Origin of the sequence: Acidovorax delafieldii (genome assembly GCF_007993815.1) — a bacterium.
Taxonomy (GTDB): domain Bacteria; phylum Pseudomonadota; class Gammaproteobacteria; order Burkholderiales; family Burkholderiaceae_C; genus Acidovorax; species Acidovorax delafieldii.
Map to the genome: position 1 here is coordinate 1,098,403 of NZ_VJWE01000011.1, position 15,365 is coordinate 1,113,767.

Genomic DNA, 15,365 nt, shown 5'->3' on the forward strand with positions numbered 1-15,365 from the left:
GGGTCAGTGGCCTGCAAAGTCCACCAGGGTGTACAGCGGCAGGCCGGCATCGCGCAGGCGCTGCGATCCGCCCAGCTCGGGCAAATCGACAATGGCGGCGCCTTCGGTGACGGTGGCCCCCAGTTTTTCCAACAGCTTCTTGCCGGCCATCATGGTGCCGCCGGTGGCGATCAGGTCGTCGATCAGCAGCACGCGGTCGCCGGCCTTCACGGCGTCGGTGTGCAGCTCCACGGTGGCGCTGCCGTATTCGAGTTCGTAGGTTTCCTCTACCGTGGTGAAGGGCAACTTGCCTTTCTTGCGGATGGGCACGAAGCCCACGTTCAGCTCGTAGGCCACCACGGCGCCCAGGATGAAGCCCCGCGCATCCAGGCCCGCCACAACATCGGGGCGCAGCGCCTTGTCCATGTAGCGGTGCACGAAGGCATCGATCAGCACACGGAACACTTTCGGGTCCTGCAGCAGTGGCGTGATGTCGCGGAACTGCACGCCAGGCGCGGGCCAGTCGGGGACGGTGCGGATGTGCTGGCGAAGGTACTGGTTGACGCTGAGGGGCTGCATGGGCGGGTGGGGAGTAATGACGCGGGGGAGGCCCGGGCAGGGCCAATGCCTGGGTGTGCGCCAGGGGCTGACCAGTGGCGCGAGGCACGGAAAGTGCGAGAGTGTAAACAGCCCGGCGGTCCCCGCGCGCGCCTGCACCAGACGCCATAATGTGTTTCACTGGCGTTACAAACTCGCGCCGCCTGCGGCGGACGGTGCCCCAACCCCCACGACGATCGGCCCATGCCCATCTCCGTCCTGCTGATCGAGAGTGATCACCCCCACGCACAGGCCGTGGCGGGGGCGCTGGCCGACCCCTGGTCGGGCTGGCGCGTGGACGTGGTGGATTCGATCGCCCAGGCGCGCGACCACCTGCTGCGCCACCGCCCCGACATCGTGCTGGCCGCCCAGCGCACCCTGGACGGTTCGGCCTTTGACCTGCTGCAGCTGCTCGACGGCGTTCCGGCCATCATCATCGTGCGCATGGGGGCAGAAACCCACGCGGCGCAGGCCATGCGCCACGGGTTTGACGATTTCACCGTGCAAGACCCGGGGCTCGATTACCTGCTCACCCTGCCCGCGCAGATCGAGGCGGTGCTGGAGCGCAGCTCCAGCGCCCGTGCCCGCCGCGCTGCCGAGGCCATGCTGGCGCGCCAGCACCGGCTGCTGCAGGCCATCTCGAGGGCCCAGGGCATGTTCATTGCCAGCTCAGGTCCCCGTGCAGCGTTCGAGGCGCTGCTGAACGAGCTGATGACCCTGACCCAGAGCGCCTTCGGCCTGGTGGGCCAGGTGCAGCGTGCTGACGATGGACACCCCTATCTGCGCGTGCACGCGATGACCGACATCAGCTGGGACGAGGCCTCGCGCCAGCGCTACGCCCAGCATGCCGAGGATGGCATGGTGTTCGACAACCTGCACTCGCTGGTGGGCGCTGCGCTGGTGACGGGCGAGCCGGTCCTCAGCAACGATGCCAACCACGATGCCCGCAGCGCGGGCACGCCGCCCGGCCACCCCACGCTGCGCACCTACCTGGGCCTGCCCATTCATGCGGCGGGCGAGCTGGTGGCCATGGTGGGGCTGGCCAACCGCAGCGGCGGTTACACCAACGCCGATGTGCAGTTTCTGCAGCCCTTGCTGAACACCATTGGCCAGCTGGAGACCGCCCGCCGCGCCGAGCTGGCCCGCAGCCATGTGGAGGCCGAACTGGCCCGCACCAGCGCCCTGCTGGCCGAGAAGACCCGAGCCCTCGAAGGCACCCTGGACAACATTTCGCAGGGCATCACCAACGTGGACGCCGAGGGCCGCATCCGCGTCTACAACCAGCGCTACCTGGAGCTGCTGGACCTGCCCGAGTCCCTGCTGGCCACGCAGCCGCTTGTGGAAGAGGTGGTGCGCTTTCAGACCGAGCGGGGCGACTTCGGGCCCGAGTTCCAGCTCATCGAGCCCATGGCCCGCAACTATGTGGCGTCGGAATACGCGGCGCATGGCGGCCGCATGAACATGCCGCAGAGCTACGTGCGGCGCACCCGGCAGGGCCGCTACATCGAGGTGCGCACCCGTGCCCTGGAGCCCGGCGGGCGCGTGCGCACGTTCACCGATGTCACCGACTACCTGAGCACGCTGGAGGCCCTGCGCCAGAGCGAGGCGCGCTGGCGCAGCCTGACGGACCTGTCGTCCGACTGGTACTGGGAGCAGGACGACCAGTTTCGTTTTGTGCGGCTGGACGGCAACCCGTACCACACGGAGGGCGTGCCCGATGAGATGCACTACGGCCTGACCCGCTGGGAGTTGCCCGACACCTTCGTCAACGAAGGGCAATGGCGCGAGCACCGCGAGCAGCTGGAGGCGCACCAGGTCTTTCACGACTTCGAGATGCAGCGCCTGTCCCAGGACGACAAGCCCGTGTGGGTGTCGATCAGTGGCGAGCCCATCTTTGACGAAGAGGGCCGCTTTACCGGCTACCGGGGCGTGGCGCGCGACATCACCGAGCGCAAGCTGGCCGAGGCCGAGATCCAGCGCCTGGCGTTCTACGACGAACTCACCGGCCTGCCCAACCGCCGGCTGCTGATGGACCGGCTGGAGCGCGCGGTGGCCACCACCCAGCGCGACGGCCGCCATGGCGCCCTGCTGTTCCTCGACCTGGACAACTTCAAGGGCATCAACGACACCATGGGCCACGAGTGGGGCGACCGCCTGCTGGTGCAGGTGGCCGCGCGCATCGGGGCCAGCGTGCGGGCCACCGACACCGTGGCGCGGCTGGGTGGCGATGAGTTTGTGGTCGTGGTGCAGGGCCTGCACGGCCATGAGGTCGAAGCCGCGGCCGAGGCCGAGGCCGTGGCCCAGAAGGTGCTGCTGGCGCTGAACCAGCCCTATGTGGTGGATGGCTGCGACATGCACAGCACCCCCAGCATCGGCATTGCGCTATTCCAGGACGCGCAGCAGCCGGTGCAAGAGCTGCTCAAGCGCGCCGACCTGGCCATGTACCAGGCCAAGGCGCAGGGGCGCAACACCCTGTGCTTTTTCGACCCCGCCATGCAGGCTGCCGCGTCGGCGCGTTCGGCGCTGGAGGGCGACATCCGCCAGGGCCTGGCGCGCAACGAGTTCCTGCTGCACTACCAGCCGGTGGTGGACGCCAGCGGCCACCTGCTGGGGGCCGAGGCGCTGGTGCGCTGGCAACACCCGCAGCGCGGCATGGTCTCGCCCGCCGATTTCATCCCGCTGGCCGAGCAGACGGGGCTCATCCTGCCCCTGGGGCGCCAGGTGCTGGCCCTGGCCTGCCGCCAGCTGGCCCAGTGGGCCACCGCCCCGGGGAAAGCCGCGTGGACGCTGGCCGTGAACGTGAGTGCCCAGGAGTTCCGCCAGCCCGATTTTGTGGAGCAGGTGCTGGCAGCGCTGCGTGATGCGGCCGCCAACCCGCGCCTGCTCAAGCTCGAACTCACCGAAAGCCTGCTGCTGCACGATGTGGAGGACAGCATCCTCAAGATGCAGGCGCTGCGCACGCTGGGGGTGGGCTTTTCGCTCGACGACTTTGGTACGGGTTACTCATCGCTCAGCTACCTCAAGCGCCTGCCGCTGGACCAGCTCAAGATCGACCAGAGCTTTGTGCGCGACGTGCTCACCGACCCTAACGACGCCACCATTGCCTGCACCATCATCACGCTGGCCCGCAGCCTGGGCCTGGACGTGGTGGCCGAGGGCGTGGAAACCGAAGGGCAGCGCAGCTTCCTGCTGCGCAACGGCTGCCGCCAGTTCCAGGGCTACCTGTTCGGGCGGCCTGGGCCTGAAGAGCTGCTGTAGTTTGCTATCAATTATGTAGCTGTCAGCGCATATTGCACTAGCGCTACAGGCCGATTGCATTCAAATGTTGTGCCCAACCACCCGCTGAGCTGCCAGTGGCGGGCCCCGGGGCTGGTCAGCCTTTCAGCAGCTTGTCTTCCGCCAGCGCCAGCGCGGCCGGATGGCCCGACAGCACCAGCGTGTCGCCTTCGGCCAGCAGGGCCTCGTCCACTGCCGCGCTCACATGGCCATTGCCGCGCCGCAGGTTGACCACGCGCACACCCATGGCGGGCAGGGCCAGCTGGCCCAGGCTGCGGCCCAGGGCGGTGGAGCCCGGGGGCAGGTTGATGGTGGACAGGCGCTCCTGGTCGCGTTCGTTCACCGTGTCGTCGTCCGCGCCATGGAAGTAGCCGCGCAGCAGGTTGTAGCGCGCATCGCGCTGGTCCTGCACCAGCCGCAGCACGCGGCGCATGGGCACGCCCACCAGGGCCAGGGCGTGGCTGGCGAGCATGAGCGAGCCTTCGATGGCCTCGGGCACCACCTCGGTCGCACCGGCCTCCTGCAGCTTGTCCAGGTACAGGTCGTCCTGCGTGCGCACCACCACCGGCACCTGCGGCGCGTGCGACCGAGCATTGGCCAGCACCTTCAGCGCGGCGGGCACGTCGATGTAGGTCACGGCCACGGCGCTGGCGCGCACCAGGCCCGCCGCCATCAGCGCCTGCAGACGGGTGGCGTCGCCATACACCACCGAGTCGCCGGCCGCAGCGGCCTGGCGCACGCGGTCCGGGTCCAGGTCCAGCGCCATGTAGGGGATGCCCTCGTGCTCCAGCATGCGCGCCAGGTTCTGTCCGCAGCGGCCGTAGCCGCAGATGATCACGTGCTTGCTGGTGTTGATGGACTTGCGCGCAATCGATGTCATCTGCAGCGACTGCTGCAGCCAGTCGCTGGCCACCAGCTTCATCACGATGCGGTTGCTGTACATGATGAGGAAGGGCGTGGCCAGCATCGACAGCACCATGGCCGCGAGGATGGGGTTCATCAGCGCTGGCTGCACCAGCCCGTTGTTCTGCGTGAGCGACAGCAGCACAAAGCCGAACTCGCCCGCCTGCGCCAGGTACAGCCCGGTGCGCAGCGCCACACCAGTGGTCGCGCCCATGCCCCGCGCCAGCACCAGGATGATCCCCAGCTTGAGCACCAGCGGCACCGTGAGCAGCATCAACACCAGCGCCCAGCGGTCCACCAGGATGTGCCAGTCCAGCATCATGCCGATGGTGATGAAGAACAGGCCCAGCAGCACATCGTGAAAGGGCCGGATGTCCGTGCCCACCTGGTGGCGGTACTCGGTCTCGGACACCAGCACGCCCGCAATGAAGGCGCCCAGCGCCAGGCTCAGGCCCGCCAGCTCGGTCAGCCAGGCCAGGCCCAGCGTGATCAGCAGCAGGTTCAGCATGAAAAGCTCGTCGCTCTTGCGCCGCGCGACCAGCGTGAGCCACCAGCGCATCAGCCGCTGGCCGCCCGTGAGCAGCAGGCCCACCAGCACCGTGGCCTTGATCAGCGCACAGCCCAGCGAGGTCAGCAGCTGGTCGGGCGACGACCCCAGCGCCGGAATCAGCACCAGCAGCGGCACCACTGCAAGGTCCTGGAACAGCAGGATGCCCATCACCCGCCGGCCGTGCTCACTCTCCAGCTCGGCCCGCTCGGCCATCAGCTTGACCACAATCGCCGTGCTGCTCATGGCCATCACGCCCGACAGCGCCAGCGCCGTCTGCCAGCCCATGTCCCACGCCCCACCCGCCCAGCGCGACAACGCCAGTGCCATGCCGGACACGACCGCCATTGTCAGCACCACCTGCATCAGCCCCAGGCCAAACACCTGCTTGCGCATGGCACGCAGCTTGGGCAGGCTGAACTCCAGCCCGATGGCGAACATCAGGAACACCACGCCAAACTCGCCCAGGTGGCGCACCCCTTCGGAGTTTTGCGCCAGTGCCAGCGCGTGCGGGCCAATGAGCACCCCGGCGGCCAGGTAGCCCAGCATGGGCGGCAGCTTGAGGCTGCGGCAGGTCACCACGCCCAGCACCGCGGCCAGCAGGTAAAGCAGTGTGAGGGCGAGTGAAGACATGGGTTCGATGCTATCCGAGGCTTGCGTTGTGTAACACAGGATTCAAGCAAGCCATTGGCCGGGGCTGCAGGCCGCTGCTGCCTCCCTGTTTGTGCAAGTCTGGCAAGCCTTGTGGGCCGGGCAAGGGCCTTTCTACCCGGATGCACGGACCGTGCCAGTGGACTTGGCCCATGCGGCGGCCCGGCAGGCATGCCCGGTCGATAGAATCCTTGCATGACTCCCGCCCCCGCCGCGTTGCCCCCTTTTGATGCCGACCAGGCCCTGCGCCTGGCCCGCGAGACCTTCCACATCGAGGTGGAGGCCCTGAATGGCCTGGCGGCCCGCGTGGATGGTGTGTTTGCCCAAGCGGTGTTGATGGTGCTGCAGGCCCGGGGCCGCGTGGTGGTGATGGGCATGGGCAAAAGTGGCCACGTGGGGCGCAAGATCGCCGCCACACTGGCCTCCACCGGCACCCCCGCGTTTTTTGTGCACCCTGCCGAGGCCAGCCACGGCGACCTGGGCATGGTCACCGGCGACGATCTGGTGCTGGCCATCTCCAACAGCGGCGAAAGTGGCGAACTCACGGCCATCCTGCCGGTGCTGCGGCGCCTGGGCGCGCCCATGATCGCCATGACGGGCGGCCTGCAGTCCACCCTGGCGCGTTATGCCGACCTGGTCCTCGACTGCAGCGTGGCGCGCGAAGCCTGCCCGCTGAACCTTGCCCCCACCGCCAGCACCACGGCCCAGCTGGCCATGGGCGACGCGCTGGCCGTGGCCCTGCTGGACGCCCGGGGCTTCCGCCCCGAAGACTTTGCCCGCTCGCACCCCGGCGGTGCGCTGGGCCGCAAGCTGCTCACCCATGTGGGCGACGTGATGCGCTCGGGCACCGAGGTGCCGCGCGTGGCCCCCGATGCCTCGTTCAGCGACCTCATGCGCGAGATGAGCGCCAAGGGCCTGGGCGCCTCGGCCATCGTCGATGCCGACGGGCAGCTGTTGGGCATCTTCACCGACGGCGACCTGCGCCGCCGCATCGAGGCCGGGGCGGACCTGCGGTCCACCACCGCAGCCCAGGTCATGCACGCCAACCCGCGCCGCATTGCCCCCGACGCCCTGGCCGTGGACGCCGCCGAAATGATGGAAGCCCACGCCATCACCAGCGTGCTGGTGGTGGACGCTGCGGGCGCCCTGGTGGGCGTGGTGCACATCGGCGATCTGATGCGGGCGAAGGTGATCTGACGATGGCGCTGGTTCCTCAGACCTCTCCCTCTCCTGCCCTGCAGATTGACCCTGAGCTGCTGCTGCGCGCCCAGGGCGTGCGCGTGGCCTTTTTCGACGTGGACGGTGTGCTCACCGACGGCGGCCTGTACTTCAGCGAAACGGGCGAGACCCTCAAGCGCTTCAACACCCTGGACGGCCACGGCCTCAAGCTGCTGCAAAAGGCAGGCATCACCCCCGCCGTCATCACCGGTCGCGACTCTGCCCCATTGCGCGTGCGCCTCAAGGCCTTGGGCGTGGAGCACGCCGTGTTTGGCACCGAAGACAAGCGCCCCGCCGCGGAGCAGATTCTGGCCACCCTGGGCCTGACCTGGGCGCAGGCGGCTGCCATGGGCGACGACTGGCCCGACCTGCCCGTGATGCGCCGCAGCGCATTTGCCTGCGCGCCCGCAAACGCCCAGACCGAGGTGCGCCACGCGGCCCACTTCGTCACCCAGGCGCGCGGGGGCGACGGTGCGGCGCGCGAGCTGTGCGACCTGCTGCTGGTGGCCACGGGCCGCTATGCGGCGCTGCTAGCGGACTACACCGCATGATCCGCGTGATCCGTCAGGGCTGGGACCAGCTCTCGATCTACCTGCCCGTGGTGCTGATGGGCCTGCTGGCCCTGGGCACCTGGTGGCTGGTGCGTAACGCGCCCATGCCCCAGTTGCCTGCGATTGACCGGCCAGTGCAGCACCAGCCGGACTATTTCATGAAGTCCTTTTCGGTGAAGACATTCGATGCCACGGGCCGCCTGCAGAGCGAGGTGCAAGGTGACGAGGCGCGCCATTACCCCGACACCGACACGCTGGAGATCGATCAGGTCCGCATGCGGTCGGTCAGCCTCGATGGCCGGGTCACCGTGGCCACGGCCAACCGGGCCCTGAGCAACGCCGATGGCTCCGAAGTGCAGTTGTTCGGCAACGCCATCGTCAAGCGTGAACCGCTGCCCGCCAAGCCCGGGGCGGCAGCGCAGCCCCCCATGGAGTTCCGTGGTGAGTTTCTGCATGCCTTCACCAACACCGAGCGGGTGCGCTCTGATCAGCCGGTCACGCTCACCCGTGGCAACGACCGCTTCACCGCCGACAGCATGGATTACGACAACCTCGACCAGGTGCTGCAACTGCGCGGGCGCGTGCGCGGCATGATCCTGCCGGGCACCACGCGGTAGCCTCCACTTATCCTGCCTAGCCGCCCCCTGTCGGAATGCACATGACCACTCCCCTTGTCTTCATCACCGGCGCATCCAGTGGCATCGGCCAAGCCCTGGCCCAGCGCTATCACCAAGCGGGGTTTCGCCTGGCTCTGGTGGCGCGGCGCACTTCCGAAGTCAAAACATGGGCAAGCGCTCAAGGAATAAGCCCTGAAAGCTATGAAATTTATAGTGCTGATGTGTCGGTGACTGACAGCATCGTGGCTGCAGGGCGCGATTGCATCGCACGCCAGGGTGTGCCGGATGTGGTGATCGCCAATGCCGGCATCAGCGTGGGCATGGACACAGCGGTGCGGGACGATATCGACGTCATGGCCCGCACCTTTGCCACCAACAACATCGGCATGGCGGCCACCTTCCAGCCGTTTGTAGACGCCATGGTGCAGCGCGGCAGCGGCACCCTGGTGGGCATCGGCAGCGTGGCCGGCATCCGGGGGCTGCCCGGCCATGGCGCCTACTGCGCCAGCAAGGCGGCTGTCATCAGCTACTGCGAAAGCCTGCGCGGTGAATTGCGCCCCCACGGCGTGCGCGTGGTGACGGTGTCGCCGGGCTACATCGACACCCCCCTCACGCAGCAAAACCGCTACAGCATGCCGTTTTTGATGCAGCCCGCCGATTTTGCCGACCAGGCGTTTCGCACCATTCAGGCGGGCGTGAGCTACCGGGTCATCCCCTGGCAAATGGGCGTGGTCGCCAAGCTGCTGCGCATGCTGCCGAACCCATTGTTTGACAAAGTGCTGGCGGGCCGCCCACGCAAGCGCCGCCAGAGCGAAATGCAGTAGGGGCGGGATTGCACAAGGCGCTCCAAGGCGCCGGGGGCGATGAGATTGCTATCTCGACGTGCAGCTGCCATGAAAAAGGGCCCTGAAGGGCCCTTGTGACACAAAAACGGGTGTGGTTCAGTAGCCGCCGTTGCCGCCGCCACCGTAGCCACCACCGCCGCCATTGCGGCCGCCGCCACCACCGTTGCGCGAACCCGAGCCGTACGGGCTGCGAAAGCCACCTTCGCTGCGGCCACCGCCGCCATAGCCCCCGCCACCACCTTCGCGGCCGCCGCCGTATCCACCGCCGCCGCCCTCGCGGCCACCACCATAGCCACCGCCGCCTTCACGGCCGCCGCCATATCCGCCACCACCGCTGCGGCCGCCGCCGTAGCCACCACCACCACCGCCACCGCCGAAACCACCGCTACGGGGTGGGCGTGGTTCCATGGGGCGGGCTTCGTTCACCACAATGCTGCGACCGCCGAGGGGCTGGCCGTTCATGCCGTTGATGGCGGCCTGGGCTTCTGCGTCGCTGCCCATCTCCACAAAGCCAAAGCCTTTGGAGCGACCCGTGTCGCGCTCCATCATGACCTTGGCGCTGGTCACGGCACCGAACTGGCCAAAGGCCTGTTCCAGATCACCGTCGCGCACCGAGTAAGGCAGGTTGCCGACGTACAGTTTGTTGCCCATCGAGGGACTCCTCAAAAACACATGGATAAAGCGATGGAGTCCCCAAAACGCAGCCAGCTAATCTCAATGACGCTCTCAGCGCGAAACTGACGGATCACCGCAAACTTGAAATGCGGGCCAAACCCGCCAGACCATTATGCGCCACACTTTTGGGGAAAAAGCAAGGGGCTTTGCGCGCTGTGGTGTCCGTGCCGCGCCAGAACGCAAAAAGGAGCCCGAAGGCTCCTTTTTTTGCCGTCGGCAGGCCCTGAGGACTGCCGAGAAGGACTTTTTAGTAGCTGCTACGGCCACCGCCGTAACCACCACCGCCGCCACCGCCGTAGCCGCCGCCACCGCTACGGCCACCGCCGTAACCGCCGCCGCCGCCATTGCCGCCACCGAAGCCACCGCTACGGGGAGCGCGGGGCTCCATAGGGCGGGCTTCGTTGACCACGAGGTCACGGCCACCGAAGTTTTGACCATGCACGCCTTGGATGGCGGCTTGGGCTTCAGCATCGCTGCCCATTTCGACAAAGCCGAAACCCTTGGAGCGGCCGGTGTCACGTTCCATCATGACCTTGGCGCTGCCAACCGAGCCGTACTGGCTGAAGGTCTGCTGCAGATCTTCGTCGCGGAAAGAGTAGGGCAGGTTGCCCACGTAAAGTTTGTTGCCCATGAAGGACTCCTGAAAAAACACAAAAACGCGATGGAGCCCGACGCAATCAACAAACCTGTGACGACTTCAAAGACGCGAAACTGACCATTCACCGCTAAGCTAACTGCCCTTCTGCAAGCAGAAAAGCGAATCCATTATTAATCACTTTATGGGGCCCGTGGGGTTTTATTTCTGGGCAGATGGGCTCAAAACCCCGGGGCAGCGTGGTTTTTCGGGGAATTTCAGGGCAAACCATAGGGTAAAATCCGTGGGTCTTTGGGGAGTAGCCCGCCCGGCCGCGCAATGCGCCGGGGGCATGCGTCAACACACTTGGGTTCTTTGAGACCTATGGCGTATGCGGCTTTTGAGCTGGGCGAGACCATTGACTGCAAACCGATCCACATGGCCGGAGTCGGGGTGCAGTCAATGCGTTTTCCACCCATCCGGCCGGATAGGACCCCCTCCCCCATGGAAGCCTTCTTCATTTCCACCGACATCGTCGCGCTCGCCGAGATGGGCGACAAGACGCAGCTGCTCGCTCTGGTGCTCGCGGCACGCTTTCGCAAACCCTGGCCCATCGTGCTGGGTATCCTGGTGGCCACGCTAGTCAACCACGGCCTGGCCGGCGCTGTCGGTGCCTGGGTGACCACCTTCCTGGGCCCCCAGGTGCTGCGCTGGATTTTGGGCGCCTCGTTCATCGCCATGGCGGTCTGGATGCTGATCCCCGACAAGCTGGACGAAGGCGAAGCCGACGGATCGCCACGCTGGGGTGTGTTTGGCACCACCGTGGTCGCATTCTTCCTGGCTGAGATGGGCGACAAGACCCAGATTGCGACGGTCATGCTTGCTGCCAAATACAACGCTTACCTCTGGGTGGTGGCGGGCACCACGTTGGGCATGATGCTGGCCAATGCGCCCGTGGTCTGGCTGGGCGAGCGCATCACGCGCAAGGTGCCGATTCGCGCGGTGCATCTGGTGTCTGCCGCCATCTTTCTGGTGTTGGGGCTTCTGGCGATTTTTTCGTCCGCAGGCTGACCTGATCGGTGCGACGGGCTGGGCGACGCGGCGCTGCTTTGGTATATTTGCCAGACGCGCCGATTTGCCACAGCTTGCGGGCGCTTTATAAATTCTGCTAAAGACCCGTCCGACACACCTGCCCGGCCTCGTTTTTAGCGACGCCGGGTATTTTTTTGCCGAGGTTTTGCCCTCGGTGACAGCGGCTCCTCGAGGGGCTTGCGGCGTGTGCAAGCGGTGGAACGTGAGGGCTTACCAGTTCCAACTATGTCGTTCATCGCCACACCCCAGTCCATGCATTTCCCGGATGCGCTGCCGCTGCAAAGCGGCGCGTCCATCCGCGACTACCACCTGGCCTTTGAGACCTACGGCACGCTCAATGCCGACTGCTCGAACGCCGTGCTCGTGTGCCACGCCCTCAACGCCTCGCACCATGTGGCGGGCGTGTACGCCGGGCAGGACAAGAGCGAGGGCTGGTGGGACAACATGATCGGCCCCGGCAAGCCCGTGGACACCGACCGCTTCTTCGTCATCGGCGTGAACAACCTGGGCTCGTGTTTTGGCTCCACCGGGCCCATGCACCACCACCCGGACACCGGCGAGGTTTATGGAGCGGACTTCCCTGTGGTCACGGTGGAAGACTGGGTCAACGCCCAGGCGCGGTTGCTGGACCGTCTGGGCATCCAGCAACTGGCGGCCGTGCTGGGCGGCAGCCTGGGCGGCATGCAGGCGCTCAGCTGGACGCTGCAGTACCCCGAGCGCATGCGCCACGCGGTGGTGGTGGCCAGTGCGCCCAACCTCACGGCCGAGAACATCGCCTTCAACGAAGTCGCCCGCCGCGCCATCGTGACCGACCCGGACTTCCACGGCGGCCACTTTTACCGCCACGGCGTGATCCCCAAGCGTGGCCTGCGCATTGCCCGCATGATCGGCCACATCACGTACCTCAGTGACGACGTGATGAACGAGAAGTTCGGGCGTCAGCTGCGTGAAGGCATCGATCTGAAATACAGCACGCAGGACATCGAGTTCCAGATCGAAAGCTACCTGCGCTACCAGGGCGACAAGTTCAGCGACTACTTCGACGCCAACACCTACCTGCTCATCACCCGGGCGCTGGACTACTTCGACCCCGCGCGCACCCATGCCGGCAACCTCACGCGGGCCCTGGCCCGGGCGCAGGCCAGGTTTCTGCTGGTGAGCTTCACCACCGACTGGCGCTTCTCACCCAAGCGCAGCCGTGAGATCGTGAAGGCCCTGCTCGACAACCGCCGCAGCGTGAGCTACGCCGAGATCGATGCGCCCCACGGGCACGATGCCTTTTTGCTCGATGATGCCCGGTACATGGGCGTGATGCGCTCTTACTTCGATAGCATTGCCAAGGAGTTGCAACCATGACCGAAAAAGCGGCGATGCAAGCCCTGGCGCGCCTGGTGCCCCCCGGCTCGCGCGTGCTCGACCTGGGCTGTGGCAACGGCGCCATGCTCGACTACCTGCAGCGCGAGCGCGGCTGCAGCGGCTATGGTGTGGAGATCGACGACGCCAACGTGCTGGCCTGCGTGCAGCGCGGGGTGGATGTGATCCAGCTCAACCTCGACGAGGGGCTGGCCATGTTCGACGACAACAGCTTTGACGTGGTGCTGCAGATCGACACGCTGCAGCACCTGCGCAATGCCGAAACCATGCTGCGCGAGACGGCGCGCGTAGGCCGCACGGGTGTGGTGGCGTTTCCCAACTTTGCCCACTGGCCCAACCGCCTGTCCATCCTGCGCGGACGCATGCCCGTGACGCGGCGCCTGCCCTACCAGTGGTACGACACGCCCAACATCCGCGTGGGCACCTACAAGGACTTCGAAGTGCTGGCCACCAAGAACAGCCTGCGCATCCTGGATGCCTTCGGCCTGCAGGATGGACAGGAAGTGCGCTGGCTGCCCAACGCACGCGCGGGCACCGCCGTCTTCCACTTCGAACACGCGTAGCGCTTACCGGGGTGTACGCCCCGGCGACACGCCGCTGTCAAGCGCATCGGCTAAGGTGCGGGCTCCGTTTGTAGGAGACCCGCATGAAACGCATTGCACTGCGCGCAGTGACCGCTGCCGCGCTGTTGACCACCTGGGCGCTGGGCGCCGTCGCCCAGGCCTGGCCGCCCACCCCCACCGTCATTGCCCACCGGGGCGCCTCGGCGCTGCGGCCCGAGCACACGCTGGCCGCGTACCAAAAGGCCATTGACGACGGTGCCGACATCATCGAGCCCGACTTGGTCATCACCAAGGACGGCGTGCTGGTGGCGCGGCACGAGAACGCCATCGCCATCCTGGGCGCCGATGGCTCTGTGAAGGAAGCCACCACCGACGTGGTGGACCGCCCCGAGTTCGCGGGCCGTAAAACCACCAAGACCATCGACGGCCAGGCCATCACCGGCTGGTTCACCGAAGACTTCACGCTGGCCGAGCTCAAAACCCTGCGCGCCCGCGAGCGCATCCCTGCACAGCGCCCGGCCAACGTGGCCTATAACGGCCAGTTCGAGGTGCCCACCTTGCAGGAAGTGATCGACCTGGCCAAGGCGGCCACGGCCAAGACCGGTCGCACCATCGGCATCTACCCCGAGACCAAACACCCCACCTATTTCCAGTCCATCGGCCTGCCGCTGGAGGCGCCGCTGCTGGCCGTGCTGGAGAAGAACGGCTGGAACCACAAGGACGCGCCCGTGTTCGTGCAGTCGTTCGAGGTCAGCAACCTGCAGGCGATCCGCAAGCTCAGCAGCGTGCGCCTGGTGCAGCTGGTCGCCCCTTCGGGCCGGCCCTATGACTTTTTGGCCCAGGGCGCGGCCAACACGCGCGCTTATGCCGACCTGATCACGCCCGAGGGCCTGAAGCAGGTGGCCAATTACGCCAACGCCGTTGGGCCATTCAAGACCCTGGTGGTGCCGGTGAAGGACGGTGTGCCCGGCGAGCCCACGCCGCTGGTCGCGCAGGCCCATGCCGCCGGGCTGGCAGTGCATATCTGGACGCTGCGTCCCGAAAACGCCTTCCTGCCCGCCGGTCTGAAGAAGGCGCCGATCACTGATGGCATCGTGCGCGGCGACAGCGTGGCCGAGATCACGGCCCATCTGCGCGCGGGCATCGACGGTTTCTTCACCGACGACTCGGCGGTGGGCCGTGCTGCAGTGCAGGCCTTCACGGCGAAGGCGACGAAGTAACAGATGCCGGGCGCGGCTTGCCCGGTGCGGAACGCGCCCCCTGGCGCAACCCCAGTTGCCGCGCCTTCTCCACCCACAGCGCCAACCGGTCGGCGCTGGCTCTGCGCACGGGGCCAAAGCTGTGCACCTGCACGGGCCGGATGCCGCAGAACTCCAGGATGGCCTTCTTCATCTGGTGGTGCCCCGGCATGCGCGTGACCCAGCGGAAGTACCAGGGCGGCGAGTCCATGGTCACCAGCAGCTCGGCCGATCGGCCGGTCAGCAGCTTGTCCCACAGCGATGAGCCTTTGCGGTACTTGAAGGCATAGCCGGGCAGCAGCACGCGGTCGATAAAACCCTTGAGCAGCGCGGGCATGGCGCCCCACCAGATGGGGTACACCCACACTAGGTGGTGCGCCCAGCTGATGTCGGCCTGTGCGGCCAGCAGGTCGGGTTCCAGCGGCTGGGCAGCGCCATAGCCCTGGAACAGGGGGTTGAAGGCCAGCTGGCCCACGTCCAGAAAGCGCACCTGCGCCCCGGCGTGCCGGGCGCCCTCGGCATAGGCACGTGCCATGCCCGCGCACAGGCTCCCGGCGGCGGGGTGGCCCAGGATGACCAGAATGTTGTGCTGCTCTGCCACAGACGCTCCATCTCGGTGTTGTTGATGGCGCCATGGTCACCTTGCCCCACGGGGCAGAGTCAAG

The 15,365-nt window shown here is 66.7% G+C and carries 14 protein-coding genes and 1 riboswitch; of the genes, 9 read left to right on the forward strand and 5 right to left on the reverse strand.

Translation table 11 applies throughout. From position 1 onward, the window contains the following. Positions 1 to 3 precede the first annotated feature (3 nt). Positions 4 to 558: an adenine phosphoribosyltransferase gene (locus tag ATF69_RS07770; RefSeq protein WP_043565825.1), complete on the reverse strand. Its 555-nt coding sequence runs from the start codon at positions 556 to 558 to the stop codon at positions 4 to 6. A 222-nt stretch (positions 559 to 780) separates the two neighbouring features. Here ATF69_RS07770 and ATF69_RS07775 point away from each other — a divergent pair, with 222 nt between their 5' ends. Next, a complete protein-coding gene (locus tag ATF69_RS07775; protein WP_146870494.1) occupies positions 781 to 3,834 on the forward strand; it encodes an EAL domain-containing protein in 3,054 nt (1,017 codons plus the stop codon). A gap of 115 nt (positions 3,835 to 3,949) precedes the next feature. Here ATF69_RS07775 and ATF69_RS07780 read toward each other — a convergent pair whose 3' ends face one another. Continuing rightward, complete coding sequence (locus ATF69_RS07780; RefSeq protein WP_146870495.1) at positions 3,950 to 5,935, reverse strand: monovalent cation:proton antiporter family protein; 1,986 nt, start codon at positions 5,933 to 5,935, stop codon at positions 3,950 to 3,952. A gap of 213 nt (positions 5,936 to 6,148) precedes the next feature. Here ATF69_RS07780 and ATF69_RS07785 point away from each other — a divergent pair, with 213 nt between their 5' ends. Genes ATF69_RS07785 through ATF69_RS07800 form a run of 4 tightly spaced genes read left to right on the forward strand, consistent with a single transcriptional unit; the run spans position 6,149 to position 9,163 of the window. After that, the gene (locus ATF69_RS07785; RefSeq protein ID WP_056742612.1) at positions 6,149 to 7,150 is read left to right on the forward strand and encodes a KpsF/GutQ family sugar-phosphate isomerase; all 1,002 of its coding nucleotides are present in this window, start codon (positions 6,149 to 6,151) and stop codon (positions 7,148 to 7,150) included. A gap of 2 nt (positions 7,151 to 7,152) precedes the next feature. After that, the gene (locus ATF69_RS07790; protein WP_108499540.1) at positions 7,153 to 7,722 is read left to right on the forward strand and encodes a KdsC family phosphatase; all 570 of its coding nucleotides are present in this window, start codon (positions 7,153 to 7,155) and stop codon (positions 7,720 to 7,722) included. After that, on the forward strand, positions 7,719 to 8,339 hold the full coding sequence (gene lptC / locus ATF69_RS07795; protein WP_056056794.1) for an LPS export ABC transporter periplasmic protein LptC: 621 nt from the start codon (positions 7,719 to 7,721) through the stop codon (positions 8,337 to 8,339). The genes ATF69_RS07790 and lptC overlap by 4 nt, the downstream gene beginning before the upstream one ends. Before the next feature lie 41 nt (positions 8,340 to 8,380). After that, entirely contained in the window at positions 8,381 to 9,163 is a 783-nt protein-coding gene (locus tag ATF69_RS07800) for an SDR family oxidoreductase (RefSeq protein ID WP_199170858.1), read from the forward strand. 117 nt (positions 9,164 to 9,280) lie between these two features. On the opposite strand, the gene ATF69_RS07805 is transcribed toward ATF69_RS07800, so the two are convergent. Beyond that, positions 9,281 to 9,835, reverse strand: coding sequence for an RNA recognition motif domain-containing protein (locus ATF69_RS07805; protein ID WP_056742615.1), 555 nt, complete (start codon positions 9,833 to 9,835; stop codon positions 9,281 to 9,283). Between the two features lie 271 nt (positions 9,836 to 10,106). After that, positions 10,107 to 10,490, reverse strand: a complete 384-nt coding sequence (locus ATF69_RS07810; protein WP_056056787.1) for an RNA recognition motif domain-containing protein — start codon at positions 10,488 to 10,490, stop codon at positions 10,107 to 10,109. 245 nt (positions 10,491 to 10,735) lie between these two features. Further along, a riboswitch (yybP-ykoY riboswitch) is annotated at positions 10,736 to 10,928 on the forward strand. A gap of 9 nt (positions 10,929 to 10,937) precedes the next feature. Between ATF69_RS07810 and ATF69_RS07815 the strand changes: the two genes are divergently transcribed. From ATF69_RS07815 to ATF69_RS07830, 4 genes are all read left to right on the forward strand, one after another. After that, positions 10,938 to 11,504: a TMEM165/GDT1 family protein gene (locus tag ATF69_RS07815; RefSeq protein WP_146870496.1), complete on the forward strand. Its 567-nt coding sequence runs from the start codon at positions 10,938 to 10,940 to the stop codon at positions 11,502 to 11,504. Between the two features lie 246 nt (positions 11,505 to 11,750). Next, complete coding sequence (gene metX / locus ATF69_RS07820; RefSeq protein WP_146870497.1) at positions 11,751 to 12,881, forward strand: homoserine O-succinyltransferase MetX; 1,131 nt, start codon at positions 11,751 to 11,753, stop codon at positions 12,879 to 12,881. Continuing rightward, on the forward strand, positions 12,878 to 13,462 hold the full coding sequence (gene metW / locus ATF69_RS07825; protein WP_055402134.1) for a methionine biosynthesis protein MetW: 585 nt from the start codon (positions 12,878 to 12,880) through the stop codon (positions 13,460 to 13,462). Before metX ends, metW begins: the two co-directional genes overlap by 4 nt. A gap of 83 nt (positions 13,463 to 13,545) precedes the next feature. Then, on the forward strand, positions 13,546 to 14,682 hold the full coding sequence (locus tag ATF69_RS07830; RefSeq protein ID WP_146870498.1) for a glycerophosphodiester phosphodiesterase: 1,137 nt from the start codon (positions 13,546 to 13,548) through the stop codon (positions 14,680 to 14,682). Here ATF69_RS07830 and ATF69_RS07835 read toward each other — a convergent pair. Next, complete coding sequence (locus tag ATF69_RS07835; protein WP_146870499.1) at positions 14,660 to 15,301, reverse strand: NAD(P)H-dependent oxidoreductase; 642 nt, start codon at positions 15,299 to 15,301, stop codon at positions 14,660 to 14,662. The genes ATF69_RS07830 and ATF69_RS07835 overlap by 23 nt on opposite strands. Positions 15,302 to 15,365 lie beyond the last annotated feature (64 nt).

Coding starts and splice junctions, on each gene's coding strand:
- ATF69_RS07770 (WP_043565825.1), bottom strand. CDS start 558: ATGCAGCCCCTCAGCGTCAACCAGTACCTTCGCCAGCACATCCGCACC.
- ATF69_RS07775 (WP_146870494.1), top strand. CDS start 781: ATGCCCATCTCCGTCCTGCTGATCGAGAGTGATCACCCCCACGCACAG.
- ATF69_RS07780 (WP_146870495.1), bottom strand. CDS start 5,935: ATGTCTTCACTCGCCCTCACACTGCTTTACCTGCTGGCCGCGGTGCTG.
- ATF69_RS07785 (WP_056742612.1), top strand. CDS start 6,149: ATGACTCCCGCCCCCGCCGCGTTGCCCCCTTTTGATGCCGACCAGGCC.
- ATF69_RS07790 (WP_108499540.1), top strand. CDS start 7,153: ATGGCGCTGGTTCCTCAGACCTCTCCCTCTCCTGCCCTGCAGATTGAC.
- lptC (WP_056056794.1), top strand. CDS start 7,719: ATGATCCGCGTGATCCGTCAGGGCTGGGACCAGCTCTCGATCTACCTG.
- ATF69_RS07800 (WP_199170858.1), top strand. CDS start 8,381: ATGACCACTCCCCTTGTCTTCATCACCGGCGCATCCAGTGGCATCGGC.
- ATF69_RS07805 (WP_056742615.1), bottom strand. CDS start 9,835: ATGGGCAACAAACTGTACGTCGGCAACCTGCCTTACTCGGTGCGCGAC.
- ATF69_RS07810 (WP_056056787.1), bottom strand. CDS start 10,490: ATGGGCAACAAACTTTACGTGGGCAACCTGCCCTACTCTTTCCGCGAC.
- ATF69_RS07815 (WP_146870496.1), top strand. CDS start 10,938: ATGGAAGCCTTCTTCATTTCCACCGACATCGTCGCGCTCGCCGAGATG.
- metX (WP_146870497.1), top strand. CDS start 11,751: ATGTCGTTCATCGCCACACCCCAGTCCATGCATTTCCCGGATGCGCTG.
- metW (WP_055402134.1), top strand. CDS start 12,878: ATGACCGAAAAAGCGGCGATGCAAGCCCTGGCGCGCCTGGTGCCCCCC.
- ATF69_RS07830 (WP_146870498.1), top strand. CDS start 13,546: ATGAAACGCATTGCACTGCGCGCAGTGACCGCTGCCGCGCTGTTGACC.